14 protein-coding genes are annotated in these 15,287 nt (G+C 66.7%); 11 read left to right on the top strand and 3 right to left on the bottom strand.

The window, feature by feature from the left end; all coding sequences use genetic code 11:
* Positions 1-14: 14 nt before the first annotated feature.
* Positions 15-710: a histidine utilization repressor gene (hutC, locus tag HWX09_RS07625; protein ID WP_027782416.1), complete on the bottom strand. Its 696-nt coding sequence runs from the start codon at positions 708-710 to the stop codon at positions 15-17.
* A gap of 513 nt (positions 711-1,223) precedes the next feature.
* Here hutC and HWX09_RS07620 point away from each other — a divergent pair.
* The 4 genes from HWX09_RS07620 (at position 1,224) to HWX09_RS07605 (ending at position 4,266) form a co-directional block, all read left to right on the top strand.
* The gene (locus HWX09_RS07620) at positions 1,224-1,997 is read left to right on the top strand and encodes an ABC transporter substrate-binding protein (RefSeq protein WP_027782417.1); all 774 of its coding nucleotides are present in this window, start codon (positions 1,224-1,226) and stop codon (positions 1,995-1,997) included.
* 68 nt (positions 1,998-2,065) lie between these two features.
* The gene (locus tag HWX09_RS07615; protein WP_027782418.1) at positions 2,066-2,755 is read left to right on the top strand and encodes an ABC transporter permease; all 690 of its coding nucleotides are present in this window, start codon (positions 2,066-2,068) and stop codon (positions 2,753-2,755) included.
* Complete coding sequence (locus HWX09_RS07610) at positions 2,752-3,465, top strand: ABC transporter permease (RefSeq protein ID WP_027782419.1); 714 nt, start codon at positions 2,752-2,754, stop codon at positions 3,463-3,465. The genes HWX09_RS07615 and HWX09_RS07610 overlap by 4 nt, the downstream gene beginning before the upstream one ends.
* A gap of 33 nt (positions 3,466-3,498) precedes the next feature.
* Positions 3,499-4,266 carry an ATP-binding cassette domain-containing protein gene (locus HWX09_RS07605; protein ID WP_027782420.1) on the top strand — a complete coding sequence of 256 codons (768 nt, stop codon included), beginning with the start codon at positions 3,499-3,501 and terminating at the stop codon, positions 4,264-4,266.
* A gap of 76 nt (positions 4,267-4,342) precedes the next feature.
* On the opposite strand, the gene HWX09_RS07600 is transcribed toward HWX09_RS07605, so the two are convergent.
* The gene (locus HWX09_RS07600) at positions 4,343-6,664 is read right to left on the bottom strand and encodes a PA14 domain-containing protein (protein ID WP_027782421.1); all 2,322 of its coding nucleotides are present in this window, start codon (positions 6,662-6,664) and stop codon (positions 4,343-4,345) included.
* A gap of 374 nt (positions 6,665-7,038) precedes the next feature.
* Complete coding sequence (locus tag HWX09_RS07595; RefSeq protein WP_027782422.1) at positions 7,039-8,079, bottom strand: LacI family DNA-binding transcriptional regulator; 1,041 nt, start codon at positions 8,077-8,079, stop codon at positions 7,039-7,041.
* A gap of 314 nt (positions 8,080-8,393) precedes the next feature.
* On the opposite strand from HWX09_RS07595, the gene HWX09_RS07590 reads away from it, so the two are divergent.
* The 7 genes from HWX09_RS07590 (at position 8,394) to HWX09_RS07560 (ending at position 15,100) form a co-directional block, all read left to right on the top strand.
* Complete coding sequence (locus HWX09_RS07590; RefSeq protein ID WP_034185268.1) at positions 8,394-9,311, top strand: aldose 1-epimerase; 918 nt, start codon at positions 8,394-8,396, stop codon at positions 9,309-9,311.
* A gap of 132 nt (positions 9,312-9,443) precedes the next feature.
* Positions 9,444-10,472, top strand: a complete 1,029-nt coding sequence (locus HWX09_RS07585; protein ID WP_080681277.1) for an ABC transporter substrate-binding protein — start codon at positions 9,444-9,446, stop codon at positions 10,470-10,472.
* Positions 10,473-10,529: 57 nt separating this feature from the next.
* Positions 10,530-12,083: a sugar ABC transporter ATP-binding protein gene (locus HWX09_RS07580; protein WP_027782425.1), complete on the top strand. Its 1,554-nt coding sequence runs from the start codon at positions 10,530-10,532 to the stop codon at positions 12,081-12,083.
* A 33-nt stretch (positions 12,084-12,116) separates the two neighbouring features.
* On the top strand, positions 12,117-13,094 hold the full coding sequence (locus HWX09_RS07575; RefSeq protein ID WP_027782426.1) for an ABC transporter permease: 978 nt from the start codon (positions 12,117-12,119) through the stop codon (positions 13,092-13,094).
* A gap of 1 nt (position 13,095) precedes the next feature.
* Positions 13,096-14,091 carry an ABC transporter permease gene (locus HWX09_RS07570; protein WP_027782427.1) on the top strand — a complete coding sequence of 332 codons (996 nt, stop codon included), beginning with the start codon at positions 13,096-13,098 and terminating at the stop codon, positions 14,089-14,091.
* A 345-nt stretch (positions 14,092-14,436) separates the two neighbouring features.
* Positions 14,437-14,574, top strand: a complete 138-nt coding sequence (locus HWX09_RS07565; protein WP_174385987.1) for an HHHH-motif protein — start codon at positions 14,437-14,439, stop codon at positions 14,572-14,574.
* Positions 14,575-14,635: 61 nt separating this feature from the next.
* Entirely contained in the window at positions 14,636-15,100 is a 465-nt protein-coding gene (locus HWX09_RS07560; protein ID WP_027782428.1) for a DUF3761 domain-containing protein, read from the top strand.
* Positions 15,101-15,287 lie beyond the last annotated feature (187 nt).

Here is a 15,287-nt window from a genome sequence, read left to right as displayed (position 1 = left end):
CCCGCGCAGCGGCATCAGAAATGCCCGGTGAACCGGTAACGGCTGCCCGGGTGCCACAGATTCGCGACCGACGCGACCATCCCCTGCGACCACGTGCGCCGATGCAGCAGCAGGCACGGCTCGCGATCCTCCATCGTCAGGTGGCGGCGCGTTTCGGCGTCGGGCATCGCGGCCTCGATCCGGTATTCGACGCGCTGCAGCGGCGCGACGCGCGTCAGGTACTGGTTCGGCGTCGTCGTCGTGAAGTCCTGCAGCGCGTATTCGGGCGCGCAGGCCGGGTTGACCCAGCGTTCCTCGAGTTGCACGGGCGTGTCGTTCTCGAAATGCAGCACGCGCGAATGAAAGATCGGGCTGCCGGTGTCGAGTTGCAGTTCGTCGGCGAGCTTCGCGTCGGCGATGGCCGCGCCGACCTGCAGCACCTGCGCGCGATAGCCGTGGCCGCGCGCGGCGACTTCGTCGGAGATGCTGCGGATCGCGACGAGCGTCGATTCGTATTTCGGCGACGCGACATAAGTGCCGGAGCCGCGCGTGCGCGTGAGCACCTGTTCGGCCGTCAGTTCGCGCAGCGCGCGGTTGACGGTCATTCGCGCGACGTTGAATTCGCGCGCGAGCTCGTTCTCCGACGGCACCTGGTCGCCTTCCGCCCATTCGCCGGCATGAATGCGCGCGAGGATGAAGTCCTTGATTTCCTGATAGATCGGTGTGGTCATGGGATCACGATTCGAGAGTCGGCAGCGGCCCGCCGCCGAATGCCGATCCGGCGCGCGCCCGGCGCCGAGTGTACCGGTTTCGCGGGCGCACGGGCCCGGATTCCCGGAATCATCGCTGTTCGGCCGGCGCGCGTCCATGCGGCGTCGCGGCCCGCCATCTGCTGACGGAACGGCAGTCCGGCTGCCGGCTTCTCGGACGCGAAACGGTTGCCGGCCGCCAACGCCGCCGCCAAAAGCAGTCTAGACAAATCTGCGGCGTCCCCAGATGGGATGCGTACGCGTCGAGAAAGCCGGATTTCAGCCGACTGTAATCATTAATTAATTGAAAAATAAGGAAATTTCCGGCCCACGATATCAATCCGCCGACAATTAGTGATAAACACGGATTGCTGGCGATGCCCCGGAAAAGGCAAAGTTGTATGTACAACTTGGGGCGCCGTCGCGGGATGGCGTGCCGGTTGGAAGGGTTCCCGGCGGGAGCCCGTTGCCCAGCTTGCCTCAGACAGGAACGTCATGAAGAAACTCGCGCTCAGTATTGCCCTAGCCTGCATCGCGGTCGGTGCCCATGCGAAGGATTGGTCGACGATCCGGTTCGGCGTCGACGCCAGCTATCCGCCGTTCGAATCGAAGGACGCAAGCGGCAAGGTGGTCGGCTTCGACGTCGATCTCGGCAACGAGATCTGCGCGCGCCTGAAGGCGAAATGCGTGTGGATCGAGAACGACTTCGACGGGATGATTCCGGCGCTGAAGGCGAAGAAGTTCGACGGTGTGCTGTCGTCGATGTCGATGACGCCGGCGCGTGCCGAGCAGATCGCGTTCTCCGACAAGCTGTTCAACACGCCCACGCGCCTCGTCGCGAAGAAGGGCGCGAACCTGCAGCCGACGGCCGAATCGCTGAAGGGCAAGTCGGTGGGCGTCGAGCAGGGCACCATCCAGGAAACCTACGCAAAGGCGTACTGGGCGCCGAAGGGCGTGCAGGTCGTGCCTTACCAGAACCAGGACGGCGTGTACCAGGACCTGATGTCGGGCCGCCTCGACGCCGCGCTGCAGGACGCGGTGCAGGCCGACATCGGCTTCCTGAAGACGCCGCGCGGCGCGAACTTCCAGTTCGCCGGCGGCGACATCGACGATCCGAAGACGCTCGGCAACGGCGCGGGCATCGGCCTGCGCAAGGACGACGCCGACCTGAAGGCGAAGCTCGATCACGCGATCGCCGACATCATCAAGGACGGCACGTACAAGAAGCTCGAGAAGAAGTACTTCGCGTTCGACGTCTACGGCGGCTGACGCTTTTGCGGCGCACGCGGCTCCGGTCGCGCTGCGCCGCTCGTTTTTCCGGATCGGGATACGCTGACATGATTTTCCAGGGATTTGGCCCGCTGCTGTGGGCCGGCACGGTCGAGACCGTGAAGCTCGCGGTGCTGTCGCTCGCCGCGTCGCTCGTGCTGGGGCTCGCCGGCGCGGCCGCAAAACTGTCGACCAACCGCGTGCTCAAGGCGGTCGGCACCTTCTATACGACGCTGATCCGCGCGGTGCCGGATCTCGTGCTGATGCTGCTGCTGTTCTACGGGATCCAGATCCTGCTGAACAACGTGACCGACCTGCTCGGTTGGGACCAGATCGACATCGACCCGTTCGTGGCGGGCGTCGTGACGCTCGGCTTCATCTACGGCGCGTACTTCACCGAGACGTTCCGCGGCGCGTTCCTCGCGGTGCCGCGCGGCCAGCTCGAAGCGGGCTTCGCGTACGGGATGGGCGGCTGGCGCGTGTTCCGCCGCATCCTGTTCCCGCAGATGATGCGCTTCGCGCTGCCCGGCATCGGCAACAACTGGCAGGTGCTCGTGAAGGCCACCGCGCTCGTGTCGATCATCGGCCTCGCCGACATCGTCAAGGCGTCGCAGGACGCGGGCAAGAGCACGCTCGATTTCTTCTTCTTCACGCTGGCCGCGGGCGCGATCTACCTTGCGATCACGACGGTGTCCAACCTCGTGCTGCATCGTCTGGAGAAGCGTTATTCCGTCGGCGTCCGGAGGCTCGCACTGTGATCGAACTCGTCAGCCAGTACTGGCAAAGCTATCTGTACACCGACGGCTACCGCTTCAGCGGCCTCGCGATCACGCTGTGGCTGCTGGTCGTGTCGATCGCGCTCGGTTTCGCGCTGGCGGTGCCGCTCGCGATCGCGCGCGCATCGTCGAACCGCTGGATCTCGGGCCCCGTGTGGCTCTATACGTACGTGTTCCGCGGCACGCCGCTCTACGTGCAACTGCTGATGTGCTACACGGGCATCTACAGCCTGCAGGTGGTGCACAACCACGTGCTGCTCGACACGTTCTTCCGCAACGCGATGAACTGCACGCTGCTCGCGTTCGTGCTGAACGAATGCGCATATGCGACGGAGATCTTCGCGGGCGCGATCAAGGCGACGTCGGCCGGCGAGATCGAGGCCGGAATGGCCTACGGGATGTCGCGCTTCAAGCTGTATACGCGGATCATCCTGCCGTCCGCGCTGCGCCGCTCGCTGCCGAGCTACAGCAACGAAGTGATCCTGATGCTGCATGCGACCACGCTCGCGTTCACCGCGACCGTGCCCGACATCCTGAAGGTCACGCGCGACGTCAATTCGGCGACGTACATGTCGTTCCAGGCCTACGGCATCGCAGCCGTGCTGTACGCCGCCGTCGTGTTCACGCTCATCTGGGCGTTCCGCAAGCTGGAGACACGCTGGCTCGCGTACCTCTCGCCGCGCGGCCATTAACGCATTCGCAAGATCAGCAAGGAAGGACCAAGCATGTACAAGCTCACCGTTGACAACCTGCACAAGAAATTCGGCGACAACGAGGTGTTGAAGGGCGTGTCGATGAAGGCGAAGGCCGGCGACGTGATCAGCATCATCGGCTCGAGCGGCTCCGGCAAGAGCACGTTCCTGCGCTGCATCAACTTCCTCGAGCAGCCGTGCTCGGGGCAGATCACGATCGGCAACGAGCCGATCCAGACCACGCGCGACCGCAACGGCTCGCTGCGCGTGGCCGACCAGAAGCAGCTGCAGCGGATGCGCACGAAGCTGTCGATGGTGTTCCAGCACTTCAACCTGTGGGCGCACATGACGGTGCTCGAGAACGTGATCGAGGCGCCGATGGCCGTGCTCGGGGTCCGCAAGGACGAGGCGATCGCGCGGGCGCGCAAGTATCTGGAGAAGGTCGGCCTTGCGCCGCGCGTCGAGGGCATGTATCCGTCGCACCTCTCGGGCGGCCAGCAGCAGCGCGTCGCGATTGCGCGCGCACTCGCGATGGAGCCGGAAGTGATGCTGTTCGACGAACCGACGTCGGCGCTCGATCCGGAACTCGTGGGCGAAGTGCTGAAGGTGATGCAGAAGCTGGCCGAGGAAGGCCGCACGATGGTGGTCGTCACGCACGAGATGGGATTCGCGCGCAACGTGTCGAATCATGTGATCTTCCTGCATCAGGGGAAGATCGAGGAAGAAGGCGATCCGCAACAGATTCTCGTGAATCCGAAGAGCGAGCGGCTCGGGCAGTTTCTGTCGGGGCGGTTGAAGTAAACCCGCGTGCGGGCGGGGCGATGCATCAGCGCCCGTGACGCCGTTGCGGCTTCACGGGCGTTGATGCAGGTCACGCCTACTGTTGTGCGAGCGCGTCCGTCAACGGCCGCTGCGCGACACGCACGAGATTGTCGCGGCCCGCACTCGGGCTCGACCATTGCAGATGCATGCTGGCCGGCCCGCTCGCGTGCACGTATTCGACGCGGATCGGCACGTTCCGCTTCTGCGACAGGTGGATGCGGCCCTTCGCGGTCGCGAGCCCCGGCTGTTCCTTGTCGATCACCTTGCGCCCGTCGATCCACACGCGCGCGACGTTGTCGCTCGTCACGCTGAACGTGTAGTTGTCGGCCTTCGGAACGTCGAGCGCACCGGTCCAGCGGATCGCATAGTTCGTCGCATTCATTCCCTTCGACGCATCGGGCGAATCGGTGCCGCGCTCGGTGTTCAGGTCGAAATCGACCAGCGGCGTGATCGACGAGAACACCGGCGTGGTGAACGTCGTGTCGTTGTAGTACGTCGCGTTCAGCACGCGCAGCCGCGAGCTGAACGCGCTCGCGAGCGCCTGCACCTCGGCCGTGCTCCACGGGTGGCCGTCGGGGTAGAGCGTTCCCTGGAACGGCGTCGCCGGCTCGACGGTTGCCGGCGCGGATGCCGTCTGCCCCCAGTGGAAGCGGGTGTTCGTGCGGCCGATCATCAGTTCCCACACGAGGAAGCCCGTCTTGCCGCCGTAGGTGGACGCGATGCCGGCCATCGTCTGGCCCGCCTGGCCGCCCGGCCAGCCGCGCTGCAGCGTTTCCGAGTTCAGGCTGTCGAGCAGGCTCGGCGGCAGCGAGTAGTCGGGCGTCGTCGCATTGATCGCGTACGGGTGGAACGCATGGAAGTCGGAGAAGTAATCGCCTTCCGGCTCCTGCACGTTCGGCGAATTGATCGGCTGCGTCGCACCCGCATTCAGGATCGCGATGCGCGCGTCGTTCATCATCAACGCGCGCGTCGGTTGCAGTGCGCCGTTACCGCTGCAGCCGGGCTCGTTCATCGGCTCCCAGTACAGGATGCGCGGATCGTTGCGGTGCGCGGACACGAAATCGGCGATGTAGTGCTGCAGGTCCTGCTTGTACGTGGTCGACGTGCCCGCCGCGATCGGCTGCAGGTACTGCTGCTCGACCGACTGCCCGGGCGACTGCACCCAGCGGCTGTTGTGCACGCCGAAGATCGGCGCGGGCTGCGGGCCGTACGCGGGATCGACGTGCCAGCAATCGTCGTAGAAGATCGGCGCGACCTTCAGCCCGTGGCGCGCGGCGATCTCGAGCAGGCTGTCGAATTTCGCGAGGAACGCGTCGCGGTCGTTGACCCAGTTCAGGTAGTGCAGGTACACGGTGATCGTGTTCATCCCGTAGGTCTGCGCGTAGTCGAGCTCGCGGTCGACGATCGCCGGATCGTAGTTCTGCCAGAAATCGATCGCGTTGACGGCATTCCACGGGTTGTACACGGCGCCCACCACGCGCGAGAAATCGTACGTTTTCGGCGCGACGTCCGGATAGCGGCTCACGGTCACGTTGCTGAACGCGACGCTCGCGCCGAAGCGGCGCAGCCCGAACGCGCCCGCGCGCAGCGCGGTCGTCAGGCCGCTCGTCGCGTCGTTGATGCTGATCACCTGCGTGCCGTCGACGAACACGTCGATCGCGTTGTTGCGCGTGACGACCTTCAGGTGGTGTGTGCTGCCCGGCACGACCGCAGGCGCCGGGTAGTCGACGAAATCGGTCCAGTTGTTCTGCTCGCGGCCGACCTGCACCACGTGGCGCACCGCGTCGAGCCCGATGTAGTAGCCCGTCAGCGCATCGGTGCCGACCGACGGGTTCGTCACGTGCACGATGAAGCCCGCATTCGCGGTCGTCGCGCCCGGCGCCGGGGCGCCGATCGTCACGTCCGCTTCGTACGACGCGTGGCCGTACGCCGGATGCTGCGCGTTGGTGACGAGCTTCGCGCCGTCCGTGCTCGTGCCGTCGATCCGGATCGTGTTCGTGCCGCCGCTCGTCCAGGCCGGGCCGTACGTATCGAAATCGGCGAGCGTCAGCGTTTGCGTGTCGGTCGCGACGGGCGGCGCCGGCGGCGCATAAGGCGGCACGCCGCGCGACGACACGCGCAGCGCGGGCGTCGGCCCCGGTAGCCCGAGCGTGACGAGCTGGTTCGGGAAATGCGACGGGCCGCCGTGCCCCATGTTCATGAAATCGCCGGACGCGGCGGCGTTCGCCGTGGCGGTACCGTCGCTGGACGCGGCATCGACGGACGCACGCGCGGCGAGTGCGGATGCCGACGGGGCGGACGAATCATCGCCGCCGCACGAGGCGAGCAATACGACGACCGCGAGCGCGGCGGGCTTGAGACGAGACGTGATAGTCATTCTGGACTCCGGATGAATGAGGAGAAGCGGACGACTGGTGACTCGATGCGGATGAAGCAGTGCCGGACGGCAAGCGTCGCGGCACGGTGCGCGTGTGATGTGCGGACGGCACGGAGCGGACAGCGCGGCGGGTTCGCGCGCAGTCGCTTCCGGTCACCGTCTCGTCGTGTTGCTGTGTGGTGGCACCGGGTTCTGCCCGATGCCGACGCAAGTATAGAAATGCTTTGAAATTATTACTAATAATTTAGTGATGGTGTTTACCCTGAAGCATGGCGCGATGGAGGGTAAGCAGCGGGCGAGCGCCGACCCGCGCGGGCGGCGCATGCGCCGCACCGCATCATGTGGTGTACGGAAGGAAGGAGGCTGGGGCGTGCTTACGCGCTCGCCGATTGCGCGGCCGTCTCGACGGTCCGCACCGATCCACGCTCGACCAGCGGGCCGTCGAGCTTGATGGCGCGGCGGCGCACGGGCATCCCGACCGCGCGGTTCTGTTCTTCCTGCAGCAGGATCTCGACCGCCCAGCGGCCCAGTTCGTAGTTCGGCAATACGATCGTCGACAGCGGCGGGTGCGTGTGTCGCGCGATTTCCTGGTCGTCGTAGCCGAGCACCGAAACGTCGTCGGGCACGCGCATCCCGAGATGCTTGACGGCCTCGATCGCGCCGATCGCCATCAGGTCGTTCGCGCAGAAGATCGCGGTGGGCGGGTGCGGCTCGCGCAGCAACGACAGCGTCTGCTCGAAGCCGGTGTCGGAGCCCCAGTCGCCGTCGCGCACGAGTTCCGGCGCGAACGGGATGTCGGCCGTGGCGAGCGCGGTGCGATAGCCTTTCAGCCGATCCTTCGCGGCGTCCTGCCACGGTTCGCCGTTGACGTAGCCGATGCGCCGGTGGCCCGCGCGCAGCAGGTATTCGGTCGCCGCATGGCCGCCCGCGACTTCGGCCGGCACGATCGACGACAGCCCGCTGTCTGTCGTATAGCAGTTGAGCAGCACGGCCGGCACGCGCAGCAGCTCGGCCGGCAGCGCGACCTTGCGCGTGTAGACGGTCGCATAGACGACGCCGAGCAGGTTCGGCATCGCGAGCACCGACTCGAGCACCTGACGCTCGATGTCGACGTTGCCGTGGGTCGAGTACACGGCGAGCAGCTTGCCGTTCGCGTAGGCCGCGTCGCGCGCGCCGTCGATATTGACGACCGGGTGCGGGCTCGTCGAGATTTCGTCGGCGAGATAGACGATCAGGTCGCGCTCGCCGCTGTGCGTCATCGTCACTTCGCGCGGCAGGAAGCGGTAGCCGAGTTCGTGCGCGATCTTCAGCACTTTTTCGCGCGTGGCGTCCGAGAATTTCGTGCCCGCCGCGTTGTTCAGCACGAGGGAGACGGTGGATTGCGACACGCCGGCAAGCTTGGCGATGTCGGTCATCGTGGGGCGACGTTGAGTAGAGCGTTTCACGGTAGGAGCGCGGTCCGGCCTCGGCAGGATAGGCAAATAAAATCGTTGATGAACAGCGGGTCGGATCAATCTGACCCGACGGTAACATCGGCCATTCGGGCCGGCAATCAAGCTTTACGCGTGCTGCGCCGGATGCGTGGATGTCGAGATAATAATATCAACAAATATTATTGACCACGCGGGCGGCGCCGTGCCATCCTTGGCCGCACATGCCCGCGGCCGGATGCTGCACGCCGGCCTGCGGGATCGTCAGCTTCATCCCGGGATGATCGATGCCGATGGGAATGCCCCGCCACACCGACCTGATCGAACTCGCCAGCGGGTCGACCCGCGTACGCGTCGCGCCGCGGGCCGGCGGATCGATCGCCGCGTACTACGACGACGCGCCGGACGGCCCGCAGCACTGGTTCCGCCCGACCTCCGACGCGGCGCTCGCGAGCGGCGATCCGCTGCGCTTCGCGAGCTTTCCGCTGTTTCCTTACTGCAACCGCATCCGCGACGCGAAGTTCGAATTCGACGGCCGCACGATCGACCTGTCCGGCCCGGACGATGCGTATCGCCATGCGCTGCACGGGCACGGCTGGCTGCGTCCGTGGCAGGTCGAGCGGCGCGGCGACACGCAGGTCGATCTGCGCTTCGAACATCGCCCCGATACGGGCCGCGCTGGCGACTGGCCGTTCCATTACGAGGCGCGCCAGTCGATCCGGCTGGACGGCCCGGTGCTGTCGATCACGCTGTCCGCGCGCAACCTCGGCGCATCGCCGATGCCGTTCGGCATGGGCCATCACCCGTATTACCTGCGCACGCCGCACACCGTCGTGAAGGCGCACGTCGACGCGATGTGGCACGCCGACGCCGATGTGCTGCCCACGCACGTCGGCGATCATCCGGCCGTCGCCGCGCTGCGCAACGGGATGCCGGTCGATGCATTCGAGCTCGACAACAATTTCGTCGGCTGGACCCGCGAAGCCGCGGTGATCTGGCCGGAGCGCGGCCGGCGGATCGTGCTGCAGGCCGAGCAGCCGTTCGATCAGCTCGTCGTGTACGCCCCGTCGGGCGCCGACGCGCTGTGCGTCGAGCCCGTCACGAACACGACGGACAGCTTCAATGCGGCGGAACCCGCGTCGCTCGTCGGCGGCTGCGTGCTGGCGCCGGGCGAGTCGCTGCAGGCGACGTTGCGGTGGACGCCGGGCCCCGCCTGACGGGTTCGGCGGTACGGGATTATCCTGAGTCGGGCAGGCGATAATATCGAGTAATAATATTAATTCGTGATGCCGCCGCCGCGGGTGTGCCATGGGCGCGGGCCGATCACGACATCACAACACTTGGAGACGATGATGCCGAGCCGTGCAAAGCTGCAACGTATCGTGGTGACGATGGGTGTGACGCTCGGATGCGTCGCGATCGCGCATGCGCAGGACAATGCGCAGAAGGTCGGCGCCAGCTCCGCGCAGACCTGCACGAATCCGAAGCCGGGCAGCGTGAAGCTGACCGATCTCGTGGTCGGCTTCTCGCAATCGGAGAATGAACAGAACCCGTTCCGCGCGACCGAAACCGCGTCGGTGCGCGCCGCGGCGAAGGCGGCGGGCGTCAAGCGGCTGCTGTATACGAATGCGAACGCGAATCAGGCGAAGCAGGTCGCCGATATCGAGAGCATGATCAACCAGGGCGCGCAGGCGCTGATCGTCGCGCCGAACGATTCGACCGGCCTGCAGCCCGCGCTCGCGCAGGCGCGCGCGAAGGGCATTCCGGTCGTGACGATCGACCGCCAGACGGCCGGCACGCCGTGCCAGGATTTCATCACGTTCCTCGGTTCCGACTTCTTCCGGCAAGGGCAGCGCGCCGCGCAGGCGCTCGCCGATGCGACGGGCGGCAAGGCCACGATCGCCGAGATCCAGGGCGGCTACGGCAATACCGTCGAGAGCCAGCGCACCGACGGCTTCGCCGACGGCCTGAAGAAATTCCCGAACATGAAGATCGTCGCGTCGCAGACCGCGAACTGGTCGGCCACCGAAGCGCAGAAGGTAATGGAGCAGGTGCTGCTCGCGCATCCGGACGTGAACGCCGTCTATGCGCAGGCCGACACGATGGCGCTCGGCGCGATGACCGCGCTGCGGCAGGCCGGCAAGCAGCGCGGCGTGACGGTCGTGTCGATCGACGGCACCAAGGATTTCGTCACCGCGATCGCGAACGGCTCGGCCGCGGCGAGCGTCGAGACGAATCCGCGCTTCGGCCCGCTCGCGTTCAAGTCGCTCGAAGCGTGGTTCGCCGGCAAGCCGGTCGCGCAGAAGCAGATCATGGAAGACGCGCTGTACGACAAGGCGAACGCGAAGCATTCGCTCGAAGCGAACCTCGTCTACTGATCGGCCGGCACCGGCCGCCAACGGCTCAACCGCTCAACCGCGAACGCGAGGCGCGCGATGGACGCAACGCTTCCCGCCGGATCCGACGCCGACGGCGCCGACGGCAAACCGGTCGTGCTCGAGACGCACGGCGTCGGCAAGACGTTCGGCGTGGTGCGCGCGCTGACCGGCGTGTCGTTGTCGCTGCGTGCGGGCGAGGTGCACGGGCTGATGGGCGAGAACGGCGCCGGCAAGTCGACGCTGATCAAGATCCTCACCGGCTTTCACCAACCCGATGCGGGCGAGATCCGCGTCGACGGCGTGCCCGTGTCGTTCGACAGCCCGCGTGCCGCGCAGCGTGCGGGCATCTGCGCGGTCTACCAGGAAATCAACCTGATTCCGGAACGCAGCGTGGCCGAGAACATCTTCCTCGGCCACGAGCCGCGCCGCTTCGGCCCGTGGATCGATCGCCGCGAGATGCGGGCACGCACCCGCGAGATCGTCGAGCGTTACGGGCTCGACGTCGACCCCGCCGACAAGGTCGGCTCGCTCGGGCTCGGCCAGCAGCAGATGGTGTCGATCGCGCGCGGCGTGTCGCTCGGCGCGCGCGTGCTGATTCTCGACGAGCCGACTTCCGCGTTGAGCGGGGCGGAAGTCGAGGTGTTGTTCGGCGTCGTCGAGCAGTTGCGCGCGACCGGCATCGCGATCGTGCTCGTGAGCCATCGTCTGTCCGAGTGCTACCGCATGTGCGACCGGCTCACCGTGCTGCGCGACGGCGCGGTCGTGCGCAGCGATACGCCCGACCGGCTGCCGCGCATGGCGCTGATTTCGGCGATGCTCGGCCGCGAAGTCGGCGCGCACGGCCCGCGCGAAGAGGCGGAGGCGGCCGCCGCCGACACGACGCACGAGCCGGCGCTCGCCGTCGACCGGCTGCGCTGGGGCACGCGCCTGCGCGACGTGTCGTTCCGCGTCGCGCCGAAGGAGATCGTCGGGCTCGCCGGTTTGCTCGGCGCGGGCCGCACCGAGACGTTCAAGGCCGTGTTCGGCGCGCAGCAGCCGGACGGCGGTGCGGTGCGCGTCGGCGGCCATGCGCTCGACGGCGCGGACCCGGCGCGGGCGATTCGCGCGGGGCTCGCGTTCCTGTCCGAGGACCGCCGTTCGGAAGGCATTTTCTCGAAGCTGTCGGTGCGCGAGAACATCGTCGTGTGCGTGCTGCCGCGCATCGCACGCTTCGGCTTCATTTCCGTACGCAAGCAGGAGGCGCTCGTCGAGCGCTACATCCGCGAGCTGGGCATCAAGACGTCGCATGCGGGCGCGCCGATCTCGACGCTGTCCGGTGGCAACCAGCAGAAGGCGCTGATCGCGCGCTGCCTGTCGACCGAGCCGTCGGTGCTGCTGCTCGACGATCCGACGCGCGGCATCGACGTCGGCGCGAAGGCGGAGGTGCACGATCTCGTCAAACGGCTCGCCGACGAGGGGCTGGCGGTCGTCGCGACGTCGTCGGAGATGGAAGAACTGCTCGAGTTGGCCGACCGGCTCGTGATCCTGCATGAAGGCGCGACGAGCGGCGAACTGTCGACGCGCGGCGCGAGCCCCGACGACGTGACCGCGTTGCTCGCGAACCAGACGTGACGCACCCGACATCGACCCGAGGATGAGGAAAGCGTGAATCTTGCCAACCTGATGAGCGAACCGGACCAAGCCCGCCGCACGTCGCGCCGCTCGCTGTTCGCGCAGGCGCGCGACCACAGCGTGTATCTCGCGTTCGTCGCGCTCGCCGTCTTCAACCTCATCGTCACGCCCGGTTTCTCGAATCCGCTCGCCGCGCGCAGTCTGCTGTTCCAGGCCGCGCCGATCGTGCTGATCGCGCTCGGGCAGAACCTCGCGATCGCCACGCGCGGGATCGACCTGTCGGTCGGCTCGGTGATGGCGCTGTCGAGCGCGATCATCGCCGTATGCTTGCCGTACGGCATCGGCGCGGCGTTCGCGGCGGCGATTGCGATCGGCCTCGCGGTCGGCCTGTTCAACGGCGGCCTCGTCGCGCGGCTCGGCATTGATCCGCTGATTTCCGGGCTGGCATTGCTGGTCGCCGCGCGCGGGCTGGCGCAGGCGTTGCTCGGCGGCTCGCGCGTGAGCCTGCCGCCGTCCGATGCGTTCGATTTCGTCGGCATCGGCACGTGCTTCGGGCTGCCGGTCGTGATGCTGATCGCGCTCGCGTGCGCGGCCATCGTGTTCTTCGTCGTGCGCAACACGACCTTCGGGCGCTACACGATTCTCGTCGGCGCGAGCCGCGATGCCGCGCATCTCGCCGGCGTGCCCGTGCGGCGCACGCTGCTGGCGGTCTATGCGGCGAGCGGTGCATTGGCCGGGCTGGCCGGCCTGTTCGCCACCGCGCGGCTCGGCGCGGGCGATCCGAACTACGTCGGCGTGAACTTCGAACTCGATGCGATCGCCGCATCGGTGATCGGCGGCACGCCGCTGTCCGGCGGGCGCGTGTCGATCGTCGGCACCGTGTTCGGCGTGCTGCTGCTGCAACTGCTCGATGCCAGCTTCATCATGAACAACATCAGCTATACGTATGCGCAGATCCTGAAGGCCGCGTTCATCCTCGGCGCGCTGTACCTGCAACGCTCGGGAGCCTGACATGTCGACCGCGCCGATCTCCCCGCACACCGCGCAAGATGCAGGCCGCGCGCGTCGCGCGCAGTTCGTCCGGCTCGTGCAGGCGCGCGGTGCGATCGCGATCCTCGTGCTCGTGTGCCTGATCGCCGGCCGCGTGTTCCCGCATTTCCTGAGCGCACCGAACCTGCTCGATATCGTCGCGGCCGCCGCATTCGTCGCGCTGATCACGATCGGGCAGAGCTTCGTGATCATCCTCGGCGGGTTCGATCTGTCGGTCGGCTCGCTCGTCGGGCTCGGCACCGTGATCGCCGCGTATGCGGCGCCGTACGGTTGGGGCGCCGCGCTGGCCGCGCCCGTTTGCGTCGGGCTGATCGTCGGGCTCATGAACGGCTGGCTGATCGCCCGCGCGCGGATGGCGCCGTTCATCGTCACGCTCGCCGCGCTGCTCGGATTGAAAGGGCTGTCGCTCGTGCTCGCGAGCCAGGACATGCTGATCGCGAACCCCGGCTTCTTCGCGACGATCGCGAACGGCTCGCTGTTCGGCGTCGGCAATCTCGTATGGATCGTGCTCGTCGCGTATCTCGTCGCCGCGTTCGTGCTGAATCACACGCGCTACGGCGCGGGCGTGTTCGCGATCGGCGGCAACGAGGAGGCGGCGCGCATGCTCGGCGTGAACGTCGAAGGGCTCAAGGTCGTCACGTACGGGTTGAGCGGGGCGCTGGCGGGGCTGGCCGGTGCGCTGCTCGCGTCGCGACTCGATTCGGGGTTGCCGGGCGCCGGCAACAGCTACGAGCTGCAATCGATCGCGGCCGCGGTGATCGGCGGCGTGCTGCTGACGGGCGGCGTCGGCACGCTGTTCGGTCCGCTCGCGGGCGTGCTGCTGCTCGGCGTGATCGAGAACGTGATCAACCAGGTCGGCACGTTGAGCCCGTACTATCAGAACCTCGCGAGCGGGGCGTTCCTGCTGCTCGCGGTGATCGCGCAGACGCTGCTGACCGGCAAGCGGCGCAAGCGGTGACGTGCGCGGTGTCGGCGCCGCCGCCGACGCTATGGGGCGGGGTCGGTGCATAGCGTGCCGCGTTAAGTATGTTTTCGACGAACCGCCTTCATTCAGGCGGTTTTTTATTGCTCTGCTGAATTCGCGACCGGCTTTCCGATGCGACACGTTGCTTCGGATTTCAAACGGTCGCGAAGCTGAAGAACCGGAAAGAAAAGAAAGACGTTCGTCAGCTTCGACCGTCGATTGACGATGCGATGTCAAAGATCGTCAATTGCGCGTGGGCGCGGTGCACGGTTCGTCCACACCCGGCGTTAAGGAGGTACCAGCCGGATCACCGGCTGACCTATCCGGGAGAGTTTCACCATGAACCGCATCGCGAAGATCCTGACGGCAACCGCACTGGCTTGCGCCGTGCTCGTGCCGGCACTGGCCGAAGCGCATTCGCACCGCGTGTGCCATTTCGATCATCACCATCACCGCGCGTGCCGCTGGGTGCGGTAATCGTGGTTTTCCCCGGGATGTCCCGGACATTTTCATCATTCAGGCAAATCAGGAGAGGACCATGAAAAAGACGATGTTGATCGCCGCGCTGGTCGCCGGCATGGGTATGTCGATCGGTGCGTTCGCGCAGGTTCCGGCCAGCGCGCCGGCCGGCACGACCGGCCTGTGCAAGGACGGTTCGTTCTACTCGGGCGCATCGAAGAAGGGCGCTTGCGCCGGTCATAAAGGCGTGAAGACGTGGTACGGCGCATCGGCCGCTGCTGCAGCGAGCGCACCGGCCGCGGCGCCGGCAACGGCGGCTTCCGCTGCGCCGGCATCGGGCACCGCACCCGCGAAGAGCGCGGCGGCGACCACGGCCGCAGCGCCGGGCGGCGGCGCGGGCAAGGTGTGGGCGAACGACACCACGAAGGTCTATCACTGCTCGACCGACAAGTACTACGGCAAGACGAAGCACGGCAGCTACATGTCGGAAGCCGACGCGAAGGCGAAGGGCTACCACGCGTCGCACGGCAAGGCCTGCTCGTAAGCGGTTCGCGCGCGATCGTCTCGCGCGCTGCCCGGCAACGATCGGGATTCACGCCCCGCCATTTCGGCGGGGCGTTTTAGTTGGTGCGGCCAGTGCGCAAGCGCGCCACGCTTTCAATTGCACGACCTGCGCGTGCATCGAAATGAATACCGTGGTGTACCCGCGCAATCCGCAAACGTTTTACCTT

This window comes from Burkholderia sp. BCC1208, assembly GCF_902833095.1.
Classification (GTDB): Bacteria; Pseudomonadota; Gammaproteobacteria; order Burkholderiales; family Burkholderiaceae; genus Burkholderia.
Note: the sequence above shows the minus strand (reverse complement) of the source record. Positions and strands in the feature narration are given on the sequence as shown.